Genomic DNA, 24,646 nt, shown 5'->3' with positions numbered 1-24,646 from the left:
GAGGTGACTTCGTCGCCGGCGGCCATGACATTAATTCTACCGCCGGCGCCGACAATATGGCCGCGTACGGGTGATCAGGAAATGGATACTTTCACAATAACCCCAACGAAACATAGAGCGCGCGCGTTCAATAGGCCACCGCGTGATCAAAGCGATCATTCCGATTTGACGTGCTCAGGTCCCGGATGCGGGAGTCCTAGCGGTCCCGCGGACTTATGCGGTGCTGAGCGCGTACGTGACCGCGTGGCGGGCGGCTCGGTGGGAGCTGATCAGGCTGGCGGACGGGCCGTAGCCGACCAGGAAAATCCGTGGGTCGGCGGCGACCCGGGTGTCGTCGACGACGATGCCGCCGGCTGGGCCGCGCAGGTGCAGCGGTGCCAGGTGGGACAGTGCCGGACGGAAGCCGGTGCACCAGAGAATCGCGTCGGCGGCCAGAGTTTCCCCGGAGTTCCAGGCAATTCCGGTCGGGGTGATCCGGTCGAACAGGGGGTGGGCGACCATGACTCCACGCGCTTCGGCGGCGACAACGGCGTCCGTACGACCAATGCCGGTGTAGCTGACAACGCTGCGCAGCGGCAGTCCGGCGCGTACGCGCTCATCCACTTGGTCGGTCACCGCGACCAGGTCCTTTTCGGTCGCGGGCCCACCGCGTAGGTCCGGCGGGCGGCGGGTGACCCAGGTCGTACGGGCCGCCGTGGAGACTTCGGCGAGAATCTGCGCGGCCGAGTTTCCGCCGCCCACAACGACAACGTGCTGGCCGGCGAATTCCTCGGGAGTGTCGTACGACGCGGTGTGCAGCTGCCGCCCCAAAAAGGAAGCCATCCCCGGCACACTGGGGACGAACGGATGGTCCCACGTGCCGGTCGCGTTGATGACCGTACGCGCCGACCAGTCGCCGCTGTCGGTGCGTACGAGCAGCCGCCCGTCTCCACTGACCGACCGGACTCGCACCGGTCGCTGAATCGGCAGCGCGTAGTGCTTTTCGTAGTCGGCGAAATAGCCGCTGACCTCAGGACCGCTCGGCGGATGGTGGAAAGGCAGGTCCCAGGCCAGCCCGGGCAGCCGGGTGTAGAGCGGCGGTGACACCAACCGTACCGACCGCCAGACCTGCTGCCACGCCCCTCCAGGTGCCATCTGGCGATCCAGAACAACGAAGTCCGCGCCCTCGCGCTGGAGGTAGTACGCGCTGGCAAGACCGGCCTGACCTGCACCTATGGCGACGATATCGACGGAGTTCACGTCGGAGAGTGTAGCGGGAATGATGCGTGCGCATGTATCGTTGTGGGTGGAGTCCGGCGCGTTGCCGGGGCCGATCACAGGAGACGTCATGCCAGCTGTAACAGTCGCGAACCCGCTGACCCTGCCGCGCGTGCCAGAGGTCTTGCCGACCGCCGAGGATCGTTCCGTCGTGTCGGTGACGACCGCGCCGAGTGGCTTCGAAGGCGAAGGTTTTCCGGTCCGTAGAGCATTCGCGGGCGTGAGCATGCGCGCGCTGGATCCCTTCATTCACATGGACCAGATGGGCGAGGTCGAGTACGCGCCGGGCGAGCCCAAGGGGACGCCGTGGCACCCGCACCGCGGTTTCGAGACCGTCACTTACATGATCGACGGGATCATGGATCACCAGGACTCCAACGGTGGCGGCGGCAGCATCACCGACGGTGACACCCAGTGGATGACGGCCGGGGCCGGCCTCCTGCACATCGAGGCGCCGCCGGAGCACCTGGTCGTCAGCGGCGGCCTGTTCCACGGCATCCAGCTCTGGGTGAACCTGCCGTCCAAGCTCAAGATGACCGCGCCGCGCTATCAGGACATCCGCGGTGGCCAGGTGGCGCTGCTCAGCTCGCCAGACGGTGCCGCGCTCGTACGCGTCATCGCTGGTGAAGTCGCTGGTCACGCCGGTCCGGGGAGTACGCACACGCCGATCGCGCTGGCGCACGCCACGCTGTCCGCCGGCGCGCGGCTACGGCTGCCGTGGCGGGCCGACTTCAACGCGCTTGTCTATGTCCTGGGCGGTGCCGGGTCCGTAGGGGCGGATCGCCGGCCGATCCGGATGGGGCAGCTGGCGGTTTTCGGACCCGGTGAGGTGCTCACGCTCGCGGCCGACACCACCCAGGAAAGCCGTACGCCCGAGCTGGACGTGCTCATCCTCGGCGGCCAGCCGATTCGCGAGCCGGTCGCCGCTTATGGACCTTTCGTGATGAACACTCGTGAGGAGCTGCAGCAGGCGTTCGACGACTTTCAGGCCGGCCGGCTGGGCACCATCCCGGCCGAGCCGCACCCCGGCCACGACGTGCTGTGATGAGTCCTCTCCTGCCTGCTTCGCAGCGGTCGGTACGCTCGAAGTTGGACGTTTGGCGGTCGCTGATCCAGGTGTATGTCTCGGTCAGCGACCAGCTGGCGGCCGCGTTGCACGAGCGGCACCAGCTGTCCCTGTCCGAGTTCGACGCATTGGTCAACATGCCGTCCGAAAGTGTACGGATCAACGAGCTCAAGGAGCGCATGCTGCTCAGCCAGAGCGCGGTGAGCCGGCTGGTCGATCGGCTGGAAAAGCGTGGCCTGCTGGAAAAAGTGCCCTGCGAGGACGACTTGCGCGGAGTCGAGGTCGCGCTCACCACGGCCGGCCGGCGGCTGCGGTCCAAGGCCATCCGGACCAATGCCGAGGTGGTCGACGAGCATTTCGCCAGCCCGCTGACAGCCGATCAGCTGGCCGCTCTCGGCGAGGCTTTCACCGAGATCAAACGGCAGAAAAAGCTGGGTGCGTAAGCTGGCATTATGCGGACACTGATCGTGGACAATCACGATTCGTTCACGTACAACGTCTTCCAGTTGGTGGCGGGGATCACAAAAAGCCCGCCGGTGGTGGTTGTCAATGACGATCCGAGCTGGTCGGATGACGATCTGTGCTGGTTCGACAACGTCATCGTCTCGGCTGGGCCGGGGCGCCCGGACCGCGCGTCGGACCTGGGCATCAGTGCGATGGTGGTGGCGCGGGCGAAGATCCCGCTGTTGGGAGTTTGCCTGGGATATCAGGCTTTGTGCCAGCTCGCCGGTGCGACTGTCGGGCTGGCGCCGGAGCCGCGGCACGGATGGGTGTCGCAGGTCACGCACGACTCGAGCGCGCTTTTCGCCGGAATTCCGACGACTTTTCCGGTTGTCCGCTACCACTCGCTGGCCGTCCGCGATCTCCCGCCCGGCATGAAAGCGACCGCCTGGGCCGATGACGGTGTGCTGATGGCCGTCGAGGATCCGGCCAGGCCGGCCTGGGGAGTGCAGTTTCATCCGGAGTCGGTTTGTACGGCGTACGGCCGGGAGCTGATGACGAATTTCCTCGCCCAATCACCACAAACCGAGGCTAGGCCGGTGATTGAGCTGGCCGCTCGCGAAGCCACCGTGCCGAGTCTGACGGTTTTCGCCGAGCGCCTGGACATGGAGATCGAGCCGGCGCAGGCGTACGAACGACTGCTGGGCGATTCCCGGCGGGCGTTCTGGCTCGATTCCAGCCTGCCGAGCCATCCGCTCGGCGCGATGTCCGTTATCGGGGACTGCGCGGGAAAATGGGGTCGTACGGTGACGGCCAACGTGGCCGCCGGCACGGTGACGGTCGACTCCGAAACCGTCCACAGTGGATTCTTCGACTGGCTTGAAGGCGATCTGGCGTCGTTGCGGATCGATGCGTCGAATGCGCCTTTTGGGCTTGGCTGGGTGGGATACCTCGGCTACGAGCTGAAAGCCGAATGCGGTGGTTCCGCGGCGCACTGCTCCGAACTGCCGGACGCGATGATGATGTTCGCCGACCGGGCTGTCGTCTTCGACCACCGGACCAGCGAGGTTTTCGCGCTGGTGCTGGAGGAAACGTACGACGCGGCCGGCCCTGCGCTGGCCGAGCTCCGGGCCGCGCTGCGGGACGGTCCGGCGCCGGCCGAGTTTTCTCCGTGCGTACGAGCGCAGCCGCGGCACGACCGTGAGCGTTATCTTGAGTTGGTGGCTGAATGCCAGGAATCCATCCGGCAGGGCGAGAGTTATGAGATCTGCCTGACGAACCGCATCGACTGCGCGGGCTCTATCGATCCGCTGCCGGCCTATCTGGCACTGCGGGAAGCCAGCCCGGCCCCTTTCGCCAGTTTTCTGCGCTTCGACGAGATGGCGGTGCTGAGCAGTTCGCCGGAGCGGTTTCTCAGCATTTCGTCGGCCGGCGCGGCTGAGTCCAGGCCCATCAAGGGAACCCGCCCGCGCGGCGAAACTCCGCTCGCGGACGCGGCCCTACGCGACGATCTCGGCATCAATGTCAAGGACAGGGCCGAGAATCTGATGATCGTCGATCTCGTCCGCAACGATCTCGGCCGGTCGGCGGTGATCGGTTCGGTGCAGGTCCCGCAGCTTTTCTCGGTCGAGACGTACGCGACCGTCCACCAGCTTGTCAGCGTGGTGAAGGCTCAACTGCGCGACGATGTGTCGCCTGTCGCGTGCGTACGGGCCGCATTCCCCGGCGGTTCGATGACCGGGGCACCGAAGATCCGCACGATGCGGATCATCGACGCCCTCGAAGCAGGCCCCCGCGGCATTTACTCCGGCGCCATCGGCTATTTCTCGCCGACCGGTGCCGTCGACCTCAGCATTGCCATCCGTACGCTCGTGGTCACCCCGGATCGAGCCCATTTCGGCACCGGCGGGGCCGTGGTCGCCCTTTCCGACCCGGCCGCGGAATACCAGGAGACCGTCGACAAGACAGCCGCTATTCGCGCTGTCCTTTCCCTGCCGTAGGTCGAAGGCTCAGCTGAGCTGCCTCTTGGGGCCGCAGAGAAGTGAGGTGGTGGGCCAAAACGGCCCGCAGAACATCCGGGGTCACGCGTTCGGGTCGGGTGACGGCGTCCATCGACAGGCCGTCCAGCAGCGCGTGCAGCCGGGCTGTTTCCAGGTCGAGGTCCAGATCGGGGTCGGCCAGCCCGGCGCGTACCAGCTCGCCGAGCATGTCCTTCTCCAACTCGAAAATCCGGTCGTGGATCTGGTGGCTGATCGCCCGTAGTCGCCGATCGCTCACGGTGGTGCCCAGAAAAGCCAGCCATACCTGGGATTCCTGCTGCCGTTCGGCATTTAGCGGCAGCAACTCGCTGAGCACCATCTCGACGCTCGCGGCCGGGTCGGTGAGAGTGGGCGGACGGCGCGCCTGCAACGCGAGCAGTCGGGCCGACGCGCGCTCGATCACCAGGTCCATGGAGAAGATGATCAGCTCGTCGTGAGTGGCGAAGTAGTGCCGTAGCGACCCGAGCGACAGGCCGGCCTCCGCGGCGACGTTACGCATGGACGCGCTGCTGAAGCCGTCGCGGCGGATGACCCGCCACACCGCCTCGGCGACCTGCTGCCGGCGCTCTTTCGGATCCACGACCTTGGGCACAGGACTTTTATAGCACGACTGTGCTAGCTTTTATTTAGCACAGTCGAGCTACCAAGGGAGTCGAGGATGACCGCCACCGTCGCCATAGACAGCTACTTCACGCCCGTGCCGGATGAGATCGAGGCGATCGACCTGGTTGTGGAGGGGGCGCTGCCCCCCGAACTGAACGGCCGCTACCTGCGCAACGGGCCCAATCCGAAGCCCGGAGCGCCGCCGGCGCATCCGTTCGTCGAGCCAGGCATGGTCCATGGCGTACGGCTGAAGGACGGCGCCGCACTTTGGTATCGCAACCGATGGGTGCGTACGAGCCTGTTCACCGAGTCTGCGACTCGCGTCCGGCCGGATGGGAGTCTGGATTTGGCTGCCTGTCATGCCAACACGCACGTGATAGAGCATGCCGGCCGGACTTTCGCGTTGGTGGAAAGCGGATTGCCGTACGAGCTGAGCCTCGACCTGGACACCGTTGGTCCCTGCGATTTCCAAGGCCGGCTGACCACCGCGATGACCGCCCATCCCAAAGCCGATCCGGTCACCGGTGACCTGCATTTCTTCGGGTACGGCGTGCGGCCGCCCTTCTTGACCTATCACCGGCTTTCGGCGTCCGGAGAGCTGGTGCAAAGCGTGCCGGTCGAGGTGCCGGGACCGACCATGATGCACGATTTCGCCATTACTGAGGACTACCTCGTCTGGATGGATCTGCCGGTCGTTTTCGAGCGGACCGAGCTGGGCGTCCCCTATCGGTGGAGCGACTCGTACGGCGCCAGACTTGGCTTGATGCCACGAAAAGGTGGGCCGGTCCGGTGGTTCGAGATCGAGCCCTGTTACGTCTTCCACGTCGGCAACGCGCGTCAGGACGCGGCCGGCCGGGTGGTGTTGGACGCCGTTCGGTACGACCGCGCCACTTTCCGTAACGAGTGGGATCTTGCGGCGGGTAAAGAGAAAACGGGCTCGGTGCCGGGCCAGATGTTGCATCGATGGACGCTCGATCCGCGGACCGGCGTGCGGTCCGAGCAGCAGCTTGACGACTGGTCGCTGGAGTTTCCCACTCTCAACGAAAATCTGGTCGGACTCCAGAACCGTTTCCTCTATCTGGTCGGCGGAGGTTCCGTCGTCAAGTTCGACACGGTCAACGGCGAGCGCGGCGTGCACCGGCTGCCGGACGGCGCGAAGCCGGGCGAAGCGGTGTTCGTGCCAGCCGAAAACGCCCGGGCCGAGGACGACGGGTGGCTGTTGACCATCGTGAGCAATCGGATCGCCGGCACCGCGGATCTTCTGGTGTTGGACGCTACTGATGTCGCCGCGCGGCCGGTGGCCACCGTCCACTTGCCACGGTGGGTCCCGTCCGGATTCCACGGCAGTTGGGTCCCGGAGTCGGTCGTACGATGAAGCCGCTGGTCAACGTATTGTTGTGGGATCTGGGCCTGTCGATCCTGCCGTATTTCCTCTTCCGGCTCGCCGGTTGCAGCGAGACGACCTCGTTGATCGGCGGGACGGCGGTCGCGAGCGTGCGGCTGGCGTACGTGATCATTCGGCATCGCCGGATCGACGGGCTCGCGCTGTTCATGATCGGTCTTTTGGTGGTGGGCCTGGCACTGACCGCCGTCACCGGCGATGTTCGTTTGCTGGCCGCGAAGGACTCCCTGAACACGGCGTTCGTCGGGGTCGCTTTCCTGGTCACCATCCCGTTCGGGCGACCGGTGATGTTCTTGATCTCGCGGCACTTCCGGGCCGCTGACCCGGCCGCCCAGCGCCGGTGGGACGAGCTCTGGGTGGCCGAGCCGGGGTTTCGGCGGATGTTCTACGTTGGCTCTACGGTCTGGGGCGCGGCGATGCTCGCGGAAGCGGTCCTGCGCATTGTTTTGGTCTATCTATGGCCGATCGACCTGGTTATCGCCGTGTCAACACCTGCCCAGCTGGGGCTGATCGCGCTGCTCGCCTGCTGGTCGCTGTGGTATCGCCACCGCCCGCGCAACGGTCAGTGGTCCGCGCGGCTGCGAACGCCGACCGCTTTTCGCACGGAGACCTTGCGATAGGTGATCCGCCAGCCCTGCTCGCGGCGGGACACCACGTCGTCGTACGTGACGCTGCCGCAGGTGCCGTCCGCGTTGATGCCGATTCCCTTGGGCAGCACCCGAATCTGGCCGTCCGGCAATTCGCTGAGCACGATGTTGGTGACGTGATGGCCGACCGGCTGGTTGTCGCCGAGGGCGATCGCGGCCTCGCGGAGCGTGGGCAGGTCCCGGATGCCCAGCCCGAAGTCGGTGAGGTCGTGCACGGCGTCTTGAGCGAAGACCTCCTCAATGCGGTTGAGCCCGTCAGCGTCGACCAGGTGCCCGTGCATGGTGATCAGGTCGGTGATGGTCGTGCGATCCTGCGCGGTCAGTGTCATGAAGCCTCTTCGATTGATCTGGGGATGTCCCCGGTTACTGTAGTGGGGAGATCCCCATTTTGCCAGCGAATCTTTTCGCGGCTGACCGATGAGTTGCCGACGGGTCGCCGGTATACCCCTTCGACCAACCACGAAGGAGACCTCCGATGACCACCATCACCACCGATGAGCAGGCCGTACGCGATGTGCTGACGCAGCTGTACGTGACCTGGACCGACTATGACGCGGACGCGTTCGCGACCTTCTACACCGCGGACGCGACCATCGTCCTGCCTGGCCGATATCACCGCGGCGACTCCGCCGTACGCGACTACATGGCCGCCGGTTTCGCGGGCCCTCTGCAGGGCAGCCGAGTCGTCGACGACGTGGTCGACCTGCGGATCGTGGGCGGCGACACCGCGATCGTGGTCACCGAAGGCGGCGTCGTCATGGCCGGAGCTACCGAACCGGCTGTCCTGATCCGGGCCACCTCGGTGCTGGCCAAGATCAACGGAGAGTGGAAAATCGCGGCGTACACGAACGCTCCCGTCGGCTGAGAGGAATTCCCGTTGCCCACCGCGACCGTTGAGGATTTCGAGGCGTACCGGCGTGAGTTGCTGGTGCATTGTTACCGGCTGCTTGGATCCGTCCATGAGGCCGAGGATCTGGTTCAGGAAACGATGATCCGGGCGTGGCGGGCACGGGATCGGTACGACGAGCGAATGGCGTCTGTACGCACGTGGCTTTACAAAATCGCCACGAACGCGTGCCTGACCGCTTTGCAGGGCCGGGCCCGGCGGCCGTTGCCGTCCGGGCTCGGCGCCGCGAGCGACGACCCGTACGCGCCGCTGGTGCCCTCACTGCAAGTGCCGTGGCTGCAGCCCTTCCCGGATTCCCGGCTGGCCGACCCGGCGTCCCGAATCGCCGGGCGAGCCAATCTGCGACTCGCGCTTATCGCCGCGATGCAAGTGCTGCCACCAAAACAGCGGGCCGTTCTGATCCTGCGGGACGTGCTGGAATTCACCGCCGCCGAAGTCGCCGACCAACTGGAAACCTCCACCGCCGCGGTGAACAGCGCCCTTCAGCGTGCTCGTACGAGCCTGTCCGCCGCCGCGCCAGCCGAAGCCGACGTCGCGGAGCCTGGCGACGCTGCGGTGGAGTCTGTTCTCGACCGCTATATTCGCGCTTTCGAATCGGCTGACGTCGGCGGTTTGGTGGCATTGCTGACCGATGACGTGATGATGGAAATGCCGCCCATTCCGCTGTGGTATGTGGGGAAGGTCCACTACGGACAGTTCATTGAGCGAGTGTTCGGGATCCGTGGCGATGCTTGGCGGATGATTCCTCTTACCGCCAATTGCCAGCCTGCGGTCGCCGCCTACTGTCGCGATGGGGAAGGTTTGTATCAGCTGCACACGCTGCAGGTTTTCAGCATTGGCGCAGCGGGAATCTCGCGGAACGTGGTTTTTCAGGAGTCGCAGGTGTACGCGGATTTCGGGCTGGCGGCGGTCCTGAGTTAGACCAGGCTTTTGGTGGAGGTGGAGTTGCCGTAGGGGTCGGGCTTGCGGTGTCGGGGGATGGCGGGCACCGGCGATGGGTGCGCCGAAGGGACGGCTACGCGGTGCCGGTTTCGGGTCGTACGCAACGGAATTCTGGCTCGTACGATCGCGCCGGAGCCACCTGTGGAGGTGACGGAGACGGAGCCGTTGAGGGCTTCGCAGCGGGTACGGATCGCGGCGAGGCCGTGGTGATGGCCGTTCAGCATGGTGGGGTCGAAGCCGGTGCCGTTGTCGGTGACGGCCAGCTCGACGTAGGTCTCGGTGGCGGTGACGGTGGCGTCGATGCGGTCGCCGCCGCTGTGTTCGGCGGCGTTGCGGACGGCTTCCTGGGCCACCCGGAAAAGAGCGAGACGCAGCGTACGGTCCTGTGTCCATTCTGGACGGTGACCGGGCAGAACCGTGGTGGCGACGGTCTTTCCGGGGTGTTCGATCTCGGTGTCGCTGGCGAGGTCGGCGAGCGCGCCGGCCAGCCCGATCCGGTCCAGGACCGCTGGGTGCAGGTCCGTGATCAGGCCGCGTAAATCGGTGGCCTGCGCGAAAAACAAGTCATCGGCGCGGGTGACCAGGGACATCGTTTCGGTGGGGCTGTGCGAGAGTTTGGCTTGCTGTAGAAGTTGTCGGGCGGACAGCAGCCGCTGCAGGAACTCGTCGTGCAGCTGGTGGGCGAGGTGCGACTTCATCGCGTCGACGGCGTCGATGCTGGCGCGGTAGCGGTCTCGTACGAGCAGCTGCATCGCCGCCGCGCGGCCGCGCCAGATCACCGCGGCGAATACCAGGAACAAAAGGACGGTTCCCACTCGCGCCAGCCAGACGTCAATTCTTTCCAGCACCGGCAACAATGCCAGCAGGAAAGAAAAGGCGGATATCGCCAGCAACGGCACTCGTGGCGGTCCGGCGTACATAACAGCCAGGCCGAAAGTCAGTGCGCAGGTCAGAATTGCCAGCCCTATCCGCCACATCGGCGCGACAGTGGTGCTGGTCAGTAACAGACTGGCCAAAAAGCAGACAACGGACAGTCGGGTCATTATGTTGCGCGGGCTTTGGTTGACTCGAAATGAAGTCGCCATGGGGGACATTGAAACTGATCAGCTCGATTACCGCCAGTACGGCCATGATCACTGAATGTGCGTAGCGCATTAATGAGTCTGGTTGGCCCGTACAAATCAGTACATAGCTTCATATTCCGCCTCAGCAATCGGTGGCTCTCGCTGGCCGGCTTCGGCCGGTCTGAGGAGCCTCAGTCGGGACCCCAGGCCGGGTGTTTCCGGGGCGGACGCTAAGTTGGGCGGAGTCGGGGGGAGTTTTCCCGTAATGCGCGGTGCGCGCGCCGGCGTCACATCCAGCCTCACCAGGCTGGTTGTCGCCCCAGCGCGGGCAGTGAATCCACAGGTGAGAAGAAGAGAGAGGGTTGGTACTCAGGTGGCAGAGACGCTGCACGAGATCCTGCTCACGCCCGGAAAGCGGCCAGAGGTCCTCGCTGACTGCAAGCAGCTGCTGGACGAAGAAGTGTCGAGCAAGTCAGGCGCCTCAGGGCTCGCGGTCAAGAGCGCGTACACCATGGTCAAGGCCGTCAAGCCGGGCATCATCAACGAGTCGATCGACAAGCTGCTCGACGACTTCATTGGCCGGCTGCAGCCGTTCTACGCCGACTACCGGGCGAGCGGCGCTGGTCAGCCGCTGGACAGCTACCTGGCCGGCCGTGGCGAGGAGGTCTCCGACGCTCTGCTCGGGGTGACCGACGACCGGGCCGCCAACACCAGTCGCGCCACCATCAAGAAGGCGTACGAGAAGATCCGCCCACAGGGCAAGAAGAACGTCGAGCTGGCACTGCCGCGGCTCGGCAAGCTGATCGAGAAGCACGTCGCGGCCTAAGGTCCAGAACGTGGAGCGGGCGACGGGAAACCGTTGCCCGCTTTTTCGTCCCCGCTATTCATCGTATGATGAATAGATCGTCGGACCGGAGGAGCACGCTAATGGGCACCCACCTGCCAGCCGTCCATCTCGTCGGCAGCGTGCCGCTGGAGTCGGCCGAGGCCGTTTTCCGGGCCGCCGCCGGCACCCTCGGGCCGTACGTCCGACGCATCCCGGACGGCGAGACCGGCGACCGGACCAACTGGATCCGCTACCAGCTCTCGGTGGTGGCTGACCATCCGTCCTTCGAACCGGACGTGGACGGCCCGCCGCCGCAGCCGCGGTTTCGGCTGCGTACGGGCGTGGACGCGAGCGGGCTGGCGTTCGGCAGCCTTGGTTACGCGAGAGTCGCGCTGCGGTCGTACGAGACTTTCGCCGCTCTGAAGGCCGCCGGCGTGGTGCCCGCCGACACTCGTTTTCAGGTCAGCCTGCCGACGCCGATAGCAATTATGATCGCGTTTGTCACCGAACGTGACCAGGCGGCCGTCGAGGCGGCCTATCGGGCAGCGATGCTGGCCGAGGTGGCCGACATCCTCGCCGTCGTGCCGGCCGAGGAGCTCGCCGTGCAGTGGGATGTGGCCATCGAGATCGCGCTCCTGGAAGGCATCCGAACGGCCGGGGTGGACGCCTCGCAGGCCGCGCTCGTACGTCGGCTGGCCGACCTCGCCGCGCAGGTGCCGGCACCGGCCGAGGTCGGGTTCCACCTCTGTTACGGCGACAGCGGGCACCAGCATTTCGTCCAGCCCACCGATACCGCGTTGCTGACCCGGGTCGCGAACGGGATTGTCGAGGCAGTGCACCGACCGCCGGCCTGGATTCATCTCCCGGTGCCGCGGGACCGCGTTGACGAGGCCTATTTCGCGCCGCTGAAAGCCTTGCGGCTGCCGGAAAACACCCAGCTCTTCCTCGGGCTGGTGCATGCCACGGACGGGCTGGCCGGCGCTCGCCGGCGAATGGCCGCGGCCGGTACGGCCGGACAGTCTTTCGGCGTGGGCACCGAATGCGGCCTCGGGCGTCGCGATCCGGCCAGCATTCCCGCGTTGCTGGAGTTGCACCGTCAGGTGGCCGAACGGTAACCACCCCCTTGGCAAGAGTGCCCTGGTCGGGCAGTATTCCGTGGTCGACCTTCCCGGCCGGCCAGCGCAAGGGTGGGGGTGAAACGCGATGACCAGTGTCGACATACCAGCACAGGTCGTACACGATGACGGGCGCGTTGATCTCGGCGAAACGCCGCCGCAACAGGGCCCCTATGTCAATCCCGAGCTCGCGCCGGTGCCGGTGAGCAAACGTACGTGGACGACGTACAACTATGCCGCCCTGTGGATGGGAATGGCGCACAACATCCCCAGCTATCTGCTGGCGTCCGGGCTGATCGCGCTCGGGATGGACTGGGTGCAGGCATTCCTGACCATCACGCTGGGAAACCTGATCGTGCTGGTCCCGATGCTGTTGAACAGTCACGCCGGCACCAAATACGGCATTCCGTTCCCGGTCTTCGCGCGGGCCTTTTATGGCGTACGCGGGGCAAACCTGGCTGCCCTGTTGCGGGCCTTCATCGCCTGCGGCTGGTTCGGCATCCAGACGTGGGTCGGTGGCGAGGCGGTTTACGTCATCGTCGGTAAACTCGTCGGTGGCGGCTGGGTGAACGCGGCTCCGCTGGGTGGCAAACCCTGGACGGTCTGGCTGAGCTTCGGGATTTTCTGGTTGTTCCAGATGGCTATCATCTGGCGGGGTATCGACGCGATTCGACGGTTTGAGAACTGGGCCGCGCCGCTGGTGACGATCGCTTTCGCCGCGCTGCTGGTGTGGGTGTTGATTCGGGCCGGCGGATTCGGCCCGATCCTGTCGCAACCGTCCAAACTGGGCTGGGGCCTGGGATTCTGGACGATTTTCCCACCGGCGCTGATGGGCATGATCGCCTTCTGGGCGACACTTTCCCTGAACATGCCGGACTTCACCCGTTTCGGCGCCAGCCAACGCAAGCAGCTGATCGGCCAGCTTCTCGGGCTGCCGACCACGATGTCGTTCATCTCGATCGTCTCGATCATCGTCACCTCTGGCAGCGTTGTGATCTATGGCAAGGCGCTGTGGGATCCGGTGGAGCTGGCCAGCAACTTCAGCAATCCGGTGCTGGTGATTCTGGGTCTGCTGGTCGCCGTTCTTGCGACCGTTTCGGCGAACGTGGCCGCCAACGTGGTGAGCCCGTCGTACGACTTCTCCAACGCGCTGCCCAGATGGGTCAATTTCCGGACCGGCGGTCTGCTCACCGGAGTCATTGGCATTCTGATCCAGCCGTGGCAGCTGCTGGCCGACCCACATATCTACATTTTCGGTTGGCTGGGCCTTTACGGCGGTGTGCTGGCGGCCGTGGCCGGTGTGCTAGTCGCTGGCTACTGGCTTCGCGACAAGACGGTGTTGTCGCTGCCGGAGCTCTATCGCCGGGACAGTCGTTACTGGTTTTTCCATGGCTGGAACCTGAACGCGATCATCGCCACCGTGATCGGTGCCGTCCTCGCGGTGGGCGGGGTCTATTCCGCGCCCGGCCAGGGACCGTTTCCGGCCGGCGGGTTGATCCCGTTCCTGAAGCCGCTCTACGACTACAGTTGGGCCGTCGGGCTGGTGGCCGCATTCCTGGTCTACCTGCTGCTCACCCTGCCGCGACAAGGCCAGCGGCGGCCACTTCCGGTCGCCGCGGCGGCCGACGACTGATCGTCGGCCAGCGGGTCGAAACACTACCCACGACGGCTGTTCGGCGGGTACGGTCCGCAGATATAGACCGGACTTTCCAGCTGAGCAGGAGGAGTGAATCGATGTCGGAGATCATTCGAGCCGGGCTGGTCCAGGCACGGTGGACCGGTGACAAGGAGTCGATGATCCAGACGGCCGTCGACGCCATCGGCTCGGCCGCCTCGCAGGGCGCTCAGGTGGTGTGCCTGCAGGAGCTTTTCTACGGGCCGTATTTCTGCCAGGTGCAGGACACCGACTACTACTCGTACACCGAGCGCATCCCGGACGGTCCGACCACCAAGCTCATGCAGGAGGTCGCCAAACAGCACGGCGTCGTCCTGGTCGTACCGATGTATGAAGAAGAGCAGCCGGGTGTGTATTACAACACCGCCGCGGTGATCGACGCCGACGGCAAATATTTGGGTATGCACCGGAAGAACCACATTCCGCAGGTGAACGGATTCTGGGAGAAGTTCTACTTCCGGCCCGGCAACCTCGGTTATCCGATTTTCGACACCGCGGTCGGCCGGATCGGTGTCTACATCTGCTACGAGCGGCATTTCCCGGAGGGCTGGCGCGCGCTGGGCCTGGCCGGCGCCCGGATCGTGTTCAACCCGTCCGCGACCAGTCGCGGTCTTTCCCAGTATCTGTGGAAACTGGAGCAGCCGGCGGCCGCCGTGGCGAACGAGTACTTCGTCGGCGCGATCAACCGGGTCGGCGTGGAACCGTTGGGGGACAACGACTTCTACGGTCAGTCCTATTTCGTCGACCCGCGTGGGCAGTTGGTCGGCGACGCCGCTTCCGACACGCAGGACGAGGTCGTCGTACGCGATCTGGACATGGCCACGCTCGCGCAGGTGCGCGACCAGTGGGCGTTCTACCGGGATCGCCGCCCCGACTCGTACGAGAGCCTGGTCCAACCGTAAGGCGAGGGAAGACAAACATGAGCACCGTCATTCGAGGCGGCCTGGTGGTCAGCCCGGCCGGCGCGGCGGCCGCGGACGTCCTGGTCGAAGGGGAACGGATCGCCGCGGTGGCTGATCCAGGCTCCGCCCTCGCGCAGGCCTGGGCGACCGCCGCTGACCGGACGATCGACGCCACCGGCAAATACGTGTTGCCCGGTGGCATCGACGCGCACACCCACATGGAAATGCCTTTCGGCGGCACCCATTCGGTGGACACCTTCGCCACCGGTACGGCCGCGGCGGCCTGGGGTGGCACGACCACGATCATCGACTTCGCGGTCCAGGTGAAGGGCACCTCGCTGCTGTCCACATTGGACAAGTGGCATGCGAAGGCGGACGGCAACTGCGCGATCGACTACGGCTTCCACATGATTGTCTCGGACGTCAACGACGAGAGTCTGAAGGAGATGGAGGCCTGCATCGGCGCCGGTGTGAACACGTTCAAGATGTTCATGGCGTATCCAGGCGTTTTCTACTCCACTGACGGCGAGATCCTGCGGGCGATGCAAAGGGCCCGGGAGACCGGCTCGATGGTCATGATGCACGCCGAAAACGGCATCGCGATCGACCAGTTGGTCGCTCAGGCGCTGGCTTCTGGGCGTACGGATCCCGTCCACCATTCGCTGACCCGGCCGCCGGAGTTGGAAGGCGAGGCGACCTCGAGGGCGATTCAGCTCGCCAAGGTCACCGGCGCCCCGCTCTACATCGTGCATCTGTCCGCATCGCAGGCGCTGGCCGCGGTGGCCGCGGCGCGGGACACCGGCCAGAACGTCTACGCCGAAACGTGCCCGCAGTATTTGTATCTGTCCATTGAGGACATGGCCAAGCCCGACTTCGAGGGCGCGAAATATGTGGCCTCGCCGCCGTTGCGGGAGAAGAGCCACCAGGGCGATCTGTGGCGCGGCCTGCGGACGAACGACCTCTCGGTCGTCTCAACCGACCACTGCCCGTTCTGTTTCAAGGATCAGAAAGAGCTTGGCCGCGGCGATTTCTCCAAGATCCCGAACGGCATACCCGGCGTCGAACACCGAATGGACCTGCTGCACCAGGGTGTGGTCGGCGGCGAGCTTTCGCTGTCCCGGTGGGTCGAGGTGGCTTCTGCGACGCCGGCCCGGATGTTCGGGCTCTACCCCCGTAAAGGCGTGATCGCGGCCGGCTCGGACGCCGACATCGTCGTTTACGACCCGACCGCCAAGCAGCGGATCTCGGCGGCGACGCATCACATGAATGTGGACTACTCCGCGTACGAGGGCATGGAGATCACCGGTCAGGTCAGCACGGTGCTCTCCCGTGGCGAGATCGTGATCGACGGCGGAGAATTCCACGGCAAGGCGGGTCACGGAAAGTTCCTCAGCCGGGACCGCTCCCAATATCTCATCTAGGACGTCAGCGTGGATTTCGGAATTGTGTTGCAGACGGACCCGCCGGCTCGGGCCGTGATCGACCGGCTGGTCGAGGCCGAGTCGTTGGGCTTCGGCTACGGCTGGACTTTCGACTCGCACGTGCTCTGGCAGGAACCGTTCGTCATTTACTCGCAGATCCTGGCGTCCACGTCACACCTGATCGTCGGGCCGATGGTCACCAACCCGGCGACTCGCGACTGGTCGGTCATCGCGTCCCTTTTCGCGACCCTGAACGACATGTATGGCAACCGTACGGTGTGCGGCATCGGCCGCGGCGACTCCGCTCGCCGGGTTATCGGTCAACCGCCGGCAAATCTCGCGACGCTTTCCGACGCGATGCGGGTCATCAAGGATTTGGCCGAGGGCCGAGAAACCGACCACCATGGCGTGCCGGTCCGGATTCCGTGGGTGCGGGACGGAAAACTGGAGATCTGGATGGCCGGCTATGGCCCGAAGGCGCTCAAGTTGGTCGGCGAGCAGGCCGACGGTTTCATCCTGCAGACCGCCGATCCGGACATCGCCCGCTGGACCATCGGCGCCGTACGGGAAGCGGCCACCGCTGCCGGCCGGGACCCGTCGGACATCACTTTTTGTGTTGCCGCACCGGCGTACGTCGGGGACGACCTGGCGCACCAGCGGGACCAACTGCGGTGGTTTGGTGGCATGGTGGGAAACCACGTCGCCGACCTGGTCGCCCGCTATGGCGAGTCGGGGCCGGTGCCGCACGCTCTCACCGACTACATCCGCGATCGCGAAGGCTACGACTACGCCCATCACGGCCGCGCCGGCAATCCGTCCACCGACTTCGTCCCGGACAGCATCGTGGACCGTTTCTGTTTGCTTGGCCCAGTTTCCGCGCATGCCGACCGGCTCGCTGAGCTGACCGAGATCGGTGTCGACAACTTCGCCATCTACCTCATGCACGACCAACCCGCCGAAACCATGCGCGCGTACGGCAACAAGGTCATTGGCTAGCTTTACGGCGACTGAGCAGTGCTCAGCCGCCGTAAAGTCGGTCAGTAGCCGAGGGGGCGGCGGCCGCGAGCAGACGTACGGACATGAAAGTGGTCCCCTCCGGGTTCGGTGTCGGCAGAACCACCCGGCGATAAAGGAACCTACGGATTCGGCACCCGCGCGGACGAGCTACTTTGATCATCGTCCGCGCACCACTCCCAAGAGCTACCAAGCCGCTGGCTTGTAGTCCTTGAGGAAGCAGCCGTAAACGTCCTCGCCGGCCTCGCCGCGCACGATCGGGTCGTACACCCGCGCCGCGCCGTCCACCAGATCCAACGGTGCGTGGAAACCCTCGTCGGCCAGCCGCATCTTGGTCGGATGCGGCCGCTCGTCGGTGATCCAGCCGGTGTCGACGCTGGTCATCAGGATCCCCGAGGCGAACATCTCGGTCGCGCTCGTCCGGGTCAACATGTTCAGCGCGGCCTTGGCCATGTTGGTGTGCGGGTGTCCAGGGCCTTTGTAGCCGCGGCCGAACTGGCCCTCCATCGCCGACACGTTGACGACATATCTGCGTCGCGACAAGGACGCTTCCATGGCCGGCCGCAACCGGCTGACCAGGATAAACGGCGCGGTCTGGTTGCACAGCTGGACTTCCAGCAACTCGATCGGGTCGACCTCGTGGACGGCCTGGGTCCAGCTGTTGACCGCGTCGGTGTCCGGCACCAGCCCGCCGGCGTCCACGGCCGTGCCGGTCGCGATCCGGTCCGGCGACGCGGACCGCGCGGTCAGCGCGAGGCTGGTGAAGGCCTGCGCGGCGGCCGCCGGGTGCAGCGGCACCGCGCCGGTGATCGCCTGCTGACCGCCGGGGTTGATCGTGAAGACTTCAGGCAACGGGCCGGCCGGCAGCGGCGCGCTCTCGGCGGCGGACAGTGCCGCATACGACCCGGGGCTGCGGCGGACCGTCTGGGCGGCGTTGTTGATCAGGATGTCCAGCGGCCCCTGCTCGGCCACCGAGTCGGCCAGCGTCACTACTTCGGCGGGATTACGCAGGTCAATGCCCACCACCCTGAGCCGATGCAGCCAGTGCGCGCTGTCCGCCATGGCGGTGAAGCGGCGGACCGCGTCGGTCGGGAAACGAGTCGTGATCGTCGTGTGGGCGCCGTCCCGGAGCAGCCGCAACGCGATATACATCCCGATTTTCGCGCGCCCGCCGGTCAGTAGCGCGCGGCGACCGGTCAGGTCCGTACGAGCGTCGCGCCGCTCTCGGTTGAGCGCCGCGCAGGCCGGGCAGAGCTGGTGGTAGAACGCGTCGACCTGCTGGTATTTCGCTTTGCAGACATAGCAGGGGCGGGCCCGCAGCAGCGTGCCGGCGGTCGCACCAACCGTGCTGGTGGCCAGCGGGATGCCGCGTGTCTCGTCGTCGATGCGACCGGGCGCGCCGGTCGCGGTGGCCGCGATGACGGCCTTGTCGTTGGATGCCACCGCAGCCCGTTTGTCGGCCCGCCGGCGTTCCTTCACCGTCTTGAAGAGCTTCGCGGTGGCCAGTCGCACGGCGACGGCGTCCGGATGGTCCACGGGCAGGGCGCCCACCTCGGCCAGCACCGCGAGGCACGCGTCCAGCCGCGCCGGCTCGATGCCGCCCTTGATGCCGGCTTCGTTCTCGACCATCGTCATCCCTCCAGGGTAAGTGGCCGGTACGACGCTCCTGATGCCAGCCGTGGAAGGGCGGAACCGAGCGCCGCCGTGCCGCGTCTCATCGGTATGAAGGGTGCGAAGCTGCTCATCGGGGTTGTCGCGGTCACGCTGCTGGCCGGATGCGGAGGCAAGACGGTGGGCACTGGGCAGAGCGTGGTCGGTCGTACGTTCCTGTCCACCGGCGTCACCGAGAACGGCAAGGCGCGGACGCTGGTGGCCGGCACCAAGATCACCTTGACGTTCACCCCCGACGGCCGGCTGCTGGCCAACGCCGGCTGCAACACCATCAGCGGCCCAGTCACCCTGACCGACGGACACCTTGACCTGGCCACCAGCGGCATCACCGAGATGGGCTGCCAGCAGGCCGGCGCGTACGAGCAGGATGCCTGGTTGAGCAAGCTGCTCGGCCAGCGCCCGACGTGGCAGCTGACTGATAGCGCGCTGGTGATCACCACCGCGACCACTCGGATCGACCTGACCGACCGGCGCCAGGTGGACCCGGATCGCGAGCTGACGGGCACCCAGTGGACCGTCGACACGGTGATCTCCGGGACCACCGCGTCCAGCGCGATAGGTGCGAAGCGCGCGCAGTTGACCTTCGCGAACGGCCGGGTCACCGGTACGACCGGTTGCAACAGCCTCGGCGGCACGGCCACCGTGTCCGGTCCGGCCATTCACTTCGGCGCCGGGCCGATCACCACGAAGATGGCCTGCGCCGATGACCTTATGTCGCTGGAGCGGAATGTTCTCGCGGTGCTGCGCGGCGATGTCACGTACAAGATCGAGGCCGGCCGGCTGACCCTCACCAACCTCAGTGGGGCGGGCCTGCAGCTGACCGCCGCCGGACCCACGCCGTCGGCGAGCCCGAGTCGCTGAGGGCGTTGACACGCCCTTGCCTGCCGGTGGATGCTGCGATCAGTATTAGAGCGAGATTCTAATTTCGACCGCGCCCCGGCAAGGGGTGAGGAGGGGCCGGTATGACCGAGGTTTCCGAGGGGGCCGCAGGTGTGGAGGACGGCGACCTCGCCCAGATGCGCCACGTCGACATCGACGACGTGATCGACTACGTGCACCGCGACCTGAAAAAACTGCCCGACTATCTGGACCTTTACAAGCGCTACCTGCGCCAGCGCTGGGACGTGTACGAGCTGGACTTCAGTCAGGACAAGAAAGACTGGACCGACAACATGACTGAGGCGGAGCGCGAGTCCTTCGTCGCGATCTCGTCCGGCTTCCACCACGGCGAGCGCCAGGTGGAGGTCGAGCTGCCGGTTTTCATGTTGTCCGGCAGTGAAGAGTCCAAGATCTTCATGTCCAGCCAGATCGAGGACGAGGCCCGGCACACGATCTTCTTCGACCGGTTCTATCGCGAGGTGGTCGGGCTGCCCGGCGACTCGGTCCAGGAGGTGCTGGACAACTCGTTCGAGCATGTGGCCGAAACTTTCGTCGGTCCGTTCGGATTGCTCGCGTACCAGGCCGACGAACTGCGCCGCAACCCTGATGACCAGGCGGCGCGGGTACGGTACGGGACGAACTACTTTCTCTGGATCGAAGGCGTGTTGGCGCTGACGGTCATGAAGGTGACCCTCAGCTACTGCCGCAATCGCGGGTTTCTTCCCGCGTACTACACAGGATTCACCGCGACCTGCCGGGACGAGGCGCGGCATGTCCAGGGTGGCATGCGGTTCCTGCGTGACGCGGTCGCGCAGGACCCGAAGATGTTGTTGGAGATCCACGAAACCCTGCGGACCATCCTCGCGATGAACGGCGCCGCCAGCCGCGCCCTCGGCCTGGAGGCGCTGGGCTGGACCCCGGATGAGGTACGCCGGTTGATGATCCGTCAGCTGAAGATGAAGCTTTCCGACGTGGGCATCAAACTCTCGCCCGATCTGGAGGAGATGGTGGAGAAGATCGAGCCGGAACTGGCGGGAGGCTGACCATGGCGGTGCGGATTTTCAGCCCGGAATGGGCCGAACAGGTCCGGCAGGCGGTGGACCGCGGCCCGAGCGCGCAGCTGCGGGCCAGCAAGCTCGAGACATATTGGGACTGGATAGACGAAGCGCGAGGGAAATGCTCGGACTCGTGGGCTTTGGGCGTACGAGACCTGGACGGCAAACCGGCGTATTTGTTGCTGCAGTGGGACGCAGGGGTGTGTAAGTCCGCCGAGATCTCCTCGACCGCGCCGGACGCCACGTATGTGCTGGCCGGCGGCCTGGACGTGTGGCAGGCTCTGCTCGCCGGCGAGGACACCGGCCGCATCGTGATGTATAGGCGGCTGCTCCTGGAAAAAGGCGATGTCGTGCGGTTCTTCCGCAGCATTTACTTCTTTGTGGAGTCGGTGGCCGCGATCGGCAGGGTGCCCGCTGATGCGGCCGGGAGCGGCCGGTGAGCGGGCTGGTCGAGGACCGGGTCGTTGTCATCACCGGAGCGGGCCGCGGCATTGGCCGCGGGCACGCGTTGGAGTTCGCCCGGCACGGCGCCAAAGTGGTGGTGAATGACCTCGGCGCCCAGGTGGATGGCAGCGGCTCTGCGGACGGGCCGGCCGGTGCGGTGGTCGAGCAGATCCGGGCGGCCGGCGGCGAGGCGATCGCCAATGGTGAGGACGTGGCGGACTTCGACGGCGCTGGGCGGCTGGTCCAGGCCGCCATCGATCATTTCGGTGACCTGCATGTGTTGGTGAACAACGCCGGCATCCTGCGGGACCGGATGCTTTTCAACATGAGCATCGACGAATGGGATTCAGTGATCCGCGTACACTTGCGCGGCACGTTTGCCCCGCTCCGGCACGCCGCCGCTTATTGGCGCGAACGCTCGAAAGCCGGCGACGCGGTCGAGGCCAGCGTCATTAACACCACCTCCTCGTCCGGCATTTATGGCAATCCAGGACAGGGAAACTACGGCGCCGCGAAGGCCGGGATCGCCTCGCTGACGGTGATCGCGGCACGTGAGCTGGAGCGTTATGGCGTGACGGTGAACGCCATCGCGCCGGCCGCACTGACCCGCATGACCGAGAATCTGGTGCGCTGGAACAAACCGCAGCCGGCCGCTGGCGAGTTCGATCCGACCGACCCTGACAATGTCGCCCCTTTGGTGGTGTGGCTGGCCAGCGCGCAGGCCCGGGGGATCACTGGACGGGTCTTCAATGTGAGAGCCGGCATGATCAGCGTTGCCGAAGGCTGGCATGCCGGGCCACCGGTGGACAAGGGGGCTCGCTGGGAGCCGGACGAGCTTGGCGCGATTATTCCCGACCTGGTGGCCAAAGCCCAGCCCAACGCGATGCAGAACGGGCTCATTCCCGGGGAAGAGGTCTGATCGTGGCGCTCAATCTGGACATAGTTGGTGTCGAGTCCGAGCCGGTCGAGCGGTCCTGGACCTCGAAGGACTCGCTTCTCTACGCGCTGGGGATCGGCGCCGGCCTGGCGGACCCCGCCCAGGAGTTGGCTTTCACCACCGAAAACTCGGCCGGCGTCGAGCAGGCTGTCTTCCCGACGTATGCGGTGCTGCTCGCGCAGTCGGCTGGCAGCGGCCGGATCGGGGACTTCGACCCGGCGATGCTGGTGCACGCCGAGCAGGCTTTTGATCTGCACCGCCCGCTGCCGGCGGCCGGGACGGTGCGTACGACGTCGAAAATCACCGGCATGTACGACAAAGGCTCGGCTGGTCTGGTGGTCAGCGAAGCGAAAGCGGTCGATCCGGCCAGCGGCGAACCGGTGATCACCACGCGTACGTCCGTGTTCATTCGCGGCGAAGGTGGTTTTGGTGGCGACCGCGGGCCGAAAGACGACTGGGCGCTGCCCGATCGCGGCCCGGACCACGAGATCACCTACGCCACCCGGCCGGAGCAGGCGCTGATCTACCGGCTGTCCGGCGATCGCAACCCGCTGCACTCCGACCCGACTTTCGCGGCCAGGGCACGGTTTGACCGGCCGATCCTGCACGGCCTCTGCACGTACGGCATCACCGGCCGCGCCCTGCTGCACGCGCTCTGTGGCTCGGATGCGGCACGTTTTGGCGGCATGTCGGCTCGGTTCACCAAACCGGTCTTTCCCGGCGAGTCCCTGACAGTCTCGATCTGGCAGGACGGCGACAGCGCCCTTTTTCGTACGAGCAAAGACGACGGCACCATCGTTATTGACAACGGCCGGGCCCGGGTCCTTAAAGGGTGACGTTGTCGATTTCGAACGTCTGCACGGTGTTGGCGGAGAAGTCCGACCAAAAGCGTTTGCCGCTCAGGTTCGTGTCGGCATGGAAGGTGTATTTGTCACCGGTCCCGCTGGTGTCGGTGGCCCACCGGCGGACGGCGCCGTTGTCTCCTTGCACGGAGCCGAACTTGGACAGGTCGTAGTTGATCCACTGGGCGGTGCCGTAGTTTGTCGTGACGATCACCAGCCGGTGGGCGGTCGAGTCGTACGCGGCGACCGTGTTCGCTTCGCCGCCGTCGATGATCCGCATGCCGGGCCGGATATGCCGGCAGAACTGGGCGAGCACATAGTATTTCGGGTTGACCGCGCCAGTGGTGCCGGCGCCCTCGTCGGCCTGGATGAGTCCCCAACCGCCACCGTCGAAAGCCTGCCAGTAAACCCAGGCGGTGGGGTGCAGCCAGCGGAAATCGAGGTTGAGGTTGCTCGTCAACGAAAGGCCGCTGGCGTCACCCTCACCATATTCGGAGTTCCACAGGACCTTGCCGTCCGCGTGTACGGCGTTGTAAAGCAGGTCGCGACGGCCGCCGCCGTACTGATAGCCGTGCACGTTGACCTTGCTGACCTGGGATTTGGTGGTGGCGTCCAGGCCCGCCCAGGTGCTGCGGGCGAGGTCGTAGCTGGTTTCGTCGGAGGCGGCCACCAGCACGTCCCCGAGGCCGCGAGCGTTCAGCTCGGAGCGTAGGTAGTTGATGACGGCTTTCTGAGTGGAAACATCGAAATGGCACCCTTCCTGGGTGCCGGCAGCGGTCCACCAGGCCGACGACGGCTCGTTGAAGGCGTCAACCGAATGGAAGTTCAAGCCCCAGTGGTCATGGGTGTATTTCGCGATCGTGGCCAAATACACCGCGTGTTGCTGGTAATTCCAGGACTGCAGGTTGTCCTTGGTTCCGTCGGCGTTTCCGGACGGATTGTGGTTGGTGCACATCCACCACATCGGCGAGTTGGAGAAGAGTTCGAAAATGTTCGCGCCGCGATCGCGGGCCTTCCACATCAGGTTGCGCTGAGCTGAGTCGGCGTACCAGTCCCAGCTCGCCGAACTCGGATCCGAGCTGAACCAGTCCAGCCAGTAGCCGTCCATTTGCCGGCTGGGCTGGATGTTCGGCGACACGACCATGCTGTCGCCGTTGATGGGTTTTGTCGTCCCGCCGCCGGCGTTGTAGCGGACGATATTCAAGCCGAGCCCTGGCAGCTGCAAGCCGTTGTACGGGACGGTATTGCGGGTGAACGCGATGTCCGCCACGTCGTCGCGGTTCCCGTACGCCTTGCCCCACCAGCACAGCGAAGTGCCCCAGCCCTCCCAGGTGCCCCACGTGGTGGCCGGATCGACGACGGTCGTGTAGTCCGCATGGGCCGCCGCCGGGATCAGTGCTGAGCTGGCGGCGCCAGCAAGGGCGGCCGCGAGCAGGTTTCGACGGCGCATCGCGATACCTCCGAGTCGGGGGCAGACCTTCGTACAGCATGCCCAAG

24 protein-coding genes are annotated in these 24,646 nt (G+C 65.6%); 18 read left to right on the top strand and 6 right to left on the bottom strand.

Annotated elements, in window-relative coordinates:
* Positions 1-213: 213 nt before the first annotated feature.
* Positions 214-1,239, bottom strand: a complete 1,026-nt coding sequence (locus ABD301_RS42085; RefSeq protein WP_344315595.1) for an FAD-dependent oxidoreductase — start codon at positions 1,237-1,239, stop codon at positions 214-216.
* Between the two features lie 88 nt (positions 1,240-1,327).
* Here ABD301_RS42085 and ABD301_RS42080 point away from each other — a divergent pair, with 88 nt between their 5' ends.
* From ABD301_RS42080 to pabB, 3 genes are read left to right on the top strand one after another with little or no spacing between them, the layout of a single operon-like run.
* Positions 1,328-2,302: a pirin family protein gene (locus ABD301_RS42080; protein ID WP_344315594.1), complete on the top strand. Its 975-nt coding sequence runs from the start codon at positions 1,328-1,330 to the stop codon at positions 2,300-2,302.
* A complete protein-coding gene (locus tag ABD301_RS42075; RefSeq protein ID WP_163572132.1) occupies positions 2,302-2,766 on the top strand; it encodes a MarR family winged helix-turn-helix transcriptional regulator in 465 nt (154 codons plus the stop codon). The genes ABD301_RS42080 and ABD301_RS42075 overlap by 1 nt, the downstream gene beginning before the upstream one ends.
* Before the next feature lie 9 nt (positions 2,767-2,775).
* Positions 2,776-4,764 carry an aminodeoxychorismate synthase component I gene (gene pabB / locus ABD301_RS42070; protein ID WP_344315593.1) on the top strand — a complete coding sequence of 663 codons (1,989 nt, stop codon included), beginning with the start codon at positions 2,776-2,778 and terminating at the stop codon, positions 4,762-4,764.
* On the opposite strand, the gene ABD301_RS42065 is transcribed toward pabB, so the two are convergent.
* On the bottom strand, positions 4,736-5,395 hold the full coding sequence (locus ABD301_RS42065; protein WP_344315592.1) for a TetR/AcrR family transcriptional regulator: 660 nt from the start codon (positions 5,393-5,395) through the stop codon (positions 4,736-4,738). The genes pabB and ABD301_RS42065 overlap by 29 nt on opposite strands.
* A 66-nt stretch (positions 5,396-5,461) precedes the next feature.
* On the opposite strand from ABD301_RS42065, the gene ABD301_RS42060 reads away from it, so the two are divergent.
* Both ABD301_RS42060 and ABD301_RS42055 read left to right on the top strand, forming a co-directional pair.
* Positions 5,462-6,781 (top strand): carotenoid oxygenase family protein, encoded by a 1,320-nt coding sequence (locus ABD301_RS42060; RefSeq protein WP_344315591.1) that lies wholly within the window; start codon positions 5,462-5,464, stop codon positions 6,779-6,781.
* Entirely contained in the window at positions 6,778-7,428 is a 651-nt protein-coding gene (locus ABD301_RS42055; RefSeq protein ID WP_344315590.1) for a VC0807 family protein, read from the top strand. Before ABD301_RS42060 ends, ABD301_RS42055 begins: the two co-directional genes overlap by 4 nt.
* Here ABD301_RS42055 and ABD301_RS42050 read toward each other — a convergent pair.
* The gene (locus ABD301_RS42050; RefSeq protein ID WP_344315589.1) at positions 7,371-7,784 is read right to left on the bottom strand and encodes a nuclear transport factor 2 family protein; all 414 of its coding nucleotides are present in this window, start codon (positions 7,782-7,784) and stop codon (positions 7,371-7,373) included. The genes ABD301_RS42055 and ABD301_RS42050 overlap by 58 nt on opposite strands.
* Positions 7,785-7,930: 146 nt before the next feature.
* On the opposite strand from ABD301_RS42050, the gene ABD301_RS42045 reads away from it, so the two are divergent.
* Positions 7,931-8,320 carry an SgcJ/EcaC family oxidoreductase gene (locus ABD301_RS42045; RefSeq protein ID WP_163572135.1) on the top strand — a complete coding sequence of 130 codons (390 nt, stop codon included), beginning with the start codon at positions 7,931-7,933 and terminating at the stop codon, positions 8,318-8,320.
* A 12-nt stretch (positions 8,321-8,332) separates the two neighbouring features.
* Complete coding sequence (locus ABD301_RS42040) at positions 8,333-9,283, top strand: sigma-70 family RNA polymerase sigma factor (protein WP_163572136.1); 951 nt, start codon at positions 8,333-8,335, stop codon at positions 9,281-9,283.
* On the opposite strand, the gene ABD301_RS42035 is transcribed toward ABD301_RS42040, so the two are convergent.
* A complete protein-coding gene (locus tag ABD301_RS42035; protein WP_344315588.1) occupies positions 9,280-10,320 on the bottom strand; it encodes a sensor histidine kinase in 1,041 nt (346 codons plus the stop codon). The genes ABD301_RS42040 and ABD301_RS42035 overlap by 4 nt on opposite strands.
* 421 nt (positions 10,321-10,741) lie before the next feature.
* Here ABD301_RS42035 and ABD301_RS42030 point away from each other — a divergent pair, with 421 nt between their 5' ends.
* From ABD301_RS42030 to ABD301_RS42005, 6 genes are all read left to right on the top strand, one after another.
* Positions 10,742-11,194 (top strand): DUF6918 family protein, encoded by a 453-nt coding sequence (locus tag ABD301_RS42030; RefSeq protein ID WP_163572140.1) that lies wholly within the window; start codon positions 10,742-10,744, stop codon positions 11,192-11,194.
* Positions 11,195-11,295: 101 nt separating this feature from the next.
* Positions 11,296-12,309, top strand: coding sequence for a hypothetical protein (locus tag ABD301_RS42025; RefSeq protein WP_163572141.1), 1,014 nt, complete (start codon positions 11,296-11,298; stop codon positions 12,307-12,309).
* Between the two features lie 88 nt (positions 12,310-12,397).
* On the top strand, positions 12,398-13,942 hold the full coding sequence (locus tag ABD301_RS42020) for an NCS1 family nucleobase:cation symporter-1 (RefSeq protein WP_344315586.1): 1,545 nt from the start codon (positions 12,398-12,400) through the stop codon (positions 13,940-13,942).
* 110 nt (positions 13,943-14,052) lie between these two features.
* Positions 14,053-14,886 (top strand): nitrilase-related carbon-nitrogen hydrolase, encoded by an 834-nt coding sequence (locus ABD301_RS42015; protein WP_425552040.1) that lies wholly within the window; start codon positions 14,053-14,055, stop codon positions 14,884-14,886.
* 17 nt (positions 14,887-14,903) lie between these two features.
* Entirely contained in the window at positions 14,904-16,307 is a 1,404-nt protein-coding gene (gene hydA / locus ABD301_RS42010; protein WP_344315584.1) for a dihydropyrimidinase, read from the top strand.
* A 9-nt stretch (positions 16,308-16,316) separates the two neighbouring features.
* The gene (locus ABD301_RS42005; RefSeq protein ID WP_344315583.1) at positions 16,317-17,303 is read left to right on the top strand and encodes a TIGR03842 family LLM class F420-dependent oxidoreductase; all 987 of its coding nucleotides are present in this window, start codon (positions 16,317-16,319) and stop codon (positions 17,301-17,303) included.
* 204 nt (positions 17,304-17,507) lie between these two features.
* On the opposite strand, the gene ABD301_RS42000 is transcribed toward ABD301_RS42005, so the two are convergent.
* Positions 17,508-18,956, bottom strand: a complete 1,449-nt coding sequence (locus ABD301_RS42000; RefSeq protein WP_344315582.1) for an SDR family NAD(P)-dependent oxidoreductase — start codon at positions 18,954-18,956, stop codon at positions 17,508-17,510.
* 69 nt (positions 18,957-19,025) lie between these two features.
* Between ABD301_RS42000 and ABD301_RS41995 the strand changes: the two genes are divergently transcribed.
* The 5 genes from ABD301_RS41995 (at position 19,026) to ABD301_RS41975 (ending at position 23,143) form a co-directional block, all read left to right on the top strand.
* Positions 19,026-19,853, top strand: coding sequence for an META domain-containing protein (locus ABD301_RS41995; RefSeq protein ID WP_163572142.1), 828 nt, complete (start codon positions 19,026-19,028; stop codon positions 19,851-19,853).
* Between the two features lie 101 nt (positions 19,854-19,954).
* Positions 19,955-20,914 (top strand): ribonucleotide-diphosphate reductase subunit beta, encoded by a 960-nt coding sequence (locus tag ABD301_RS41990; RefSeq protein WP_344315581.1) that lies wholly within the window; start codon positions 19,955-19,957, stop codon positions 20,912-20,914.
* A 2-nt stretch (positions 20,915-20,916) separates the two neighbouring features.
* Positions 20,917-21,366: a hypothetical protein gene (locus tag ABD301_RS41985; RefSeq protein ID WP_344315580.1), complete on the top strand. Its 450-nt coding sequence runs from the start codon at positions 20,917-20,919 to the stop codon at positions 21,364-21,366.
* Positions 21,363-22,289 carry an SDR family oxidoreductase gene (locus tag ABD301_RS41980; RefSeq protein WP_344315579.1) on the top strand — a complete coding sequence of 309 codons (927 nt, stop codon included), beginning with the start codon at positions 21,363-21,365 and terminating at the stop codon, positions 22,287-22,289. Before ABD301_RS41985 ends, ABD301_RS41980 begins: the two co-directional genes overlap by 4 nt.
* Before the next feature lie 2 nt (positions 22,290-22,291).
* Positions 22,292-23,143 carry a MaoC family dehydratase gene (locus ABD301_RS41975; protein ID WP_163572144.1) on the top strand — a complete coding sequence of 284 codons (852 nt, stop codon included), beginning with the start codon at positions 22,292-22,294 and terminating at the stop codon, positions 23,141-23,143.
* Here the strand turns inward: ABD301_RS41975 and ABD301_RS41970 are convergent.
* Positions 23,133-24,599 carry a glycoside hydrolase gene (locus ABD301_RS41970; RefSeq protein WP_344315578.1) on the bottom strand — a complete coding sequence of 489 codons (1,467 nt, stop codon included), beginning with the start codon at positions 24,597-24,599 and terminating at the stop codon, positions 23,133-23,135. The genes ABD301_RS41975 and ABD301_RS41970 overlap by 11 nt on opposite strands.
* Positions 24,600-24,646 lie beyond the last annotated feature (47 nt).

The sequence above is a fragment of the Fodinicola feengrottensis genome, from assembly GCF_039530045.1.
Taxonomy (GTDB): Bacteria; Actinomycetota; Actinomycetes; order Mycobacteriales; family HKI-0501; genus Fodinicola; species Fodinicola feengrottensis.
Note: the sequence above shows the minus strand (reverse complement) of the source record. Positions and strands in the feature narration are given on the sequence as shown.

Excerpts from the sequence above, each read along its gene's own strand:
- ABD301_RS41985 (WP_344315580.1), top strand. The coding sequence starts at position 20,917 with ATGGCGGTGCGGATTTTCAGCCCGGAATGGGCCGAACAGGTCCGGCAG.
- ABD301_RS42050 (WP_344315589.1), bottom strand. The coding sequence starts at position 7,784 with ATGACACTGACCGCGCAGGATCGCACGACCATCACCGACCTGATCACC.
- ABD301_RS42025 (WP_163572141.1), top strand. The coding sequence starts at position 11,296 with ATGGGCACCCACCTGCCAGCCGTCCATCTCGTCGGCAGCGTGCCGCTG.
- ABD301_RS42060 (WP_344315591.1), top strand. The coding sequence starts at position 5,462 with ATGACCGCCACCGTCGCCATAGACAGCTACTTCACGCCCGTGCCGGAT.
- ABD301_RS41970 (WP_344315578.1), bottom strand. The coding sequence starts at position 24,599 with ATGCGCCGTCGAAACCTGCTCGCGGCCGCCCTTGCTGGCGCCGCCAGC.
- ABD301_RS42045 (WP_163572135.1), top strand. The coding sequence starts at position 7,931 with ATGACCACCATCACCACCGATGAGCAGGCCGTACGCGATGTGCTGACG.
- pabB (WP_344315593.1), top strand. The coding sequence starts at position 2,776 with ATGCGGACACTGATCGTGGACAATCACGATTCGTTCACGTACAACGTC.
- ABD301_RS42075 (WP_163572132.1), top strand. The coding sequence starts at position 2,302 with ATGAGTCCTCTCCTGCCTGCTTCGCAGCGGTCGGTACGCTCGAAGTTG.
- ABD301_RS42055 (WP_344315590.1), top strand. The coding sequence starts at position 6,778 with ATGAAGCCGCTGGTCAACGTATTGTTGTGGGATCTGGGCCTGTCGATC.
- ABD301_RS41990 (WP_344315581.1), top strand. The coding sequence starts at position 19,955 with ATGACCGAGGTTTCCGAGGGGGCCGCAGGTGTGGAGGACGGCGACCTC.
- ABD301_RS42080 (WP_344315594.1), top strand. The coding sequence starts at position 1,328 with ATGCCAGCTGTAACAGTCGCGAACCCGCTGACCCTGCCGCGCGTGCCA.
- ABD301_RS42000 (WP_344315582.1), bottom strand. The coding sequence starts at position 18,956 with ATGACGATGGTCGAGAACGAAGCCGGCATCAAGGGCGGCATCGAGCCG.
- hydA (WP_344315584.1), top strand. The coding sequence starts at position 14,904 with ATGAGCACCGTCATTCGAGGCGGCCTGGTGGTCAGCCCGGCCGGCGCG.
- ABD301_RS42020 (WP_344315586.1), top strand. The coding sequence starts at position 12,398 with ATGACCAGTGTCGACATACCAGCACAGGTCGTACACGATGACGGGCGC.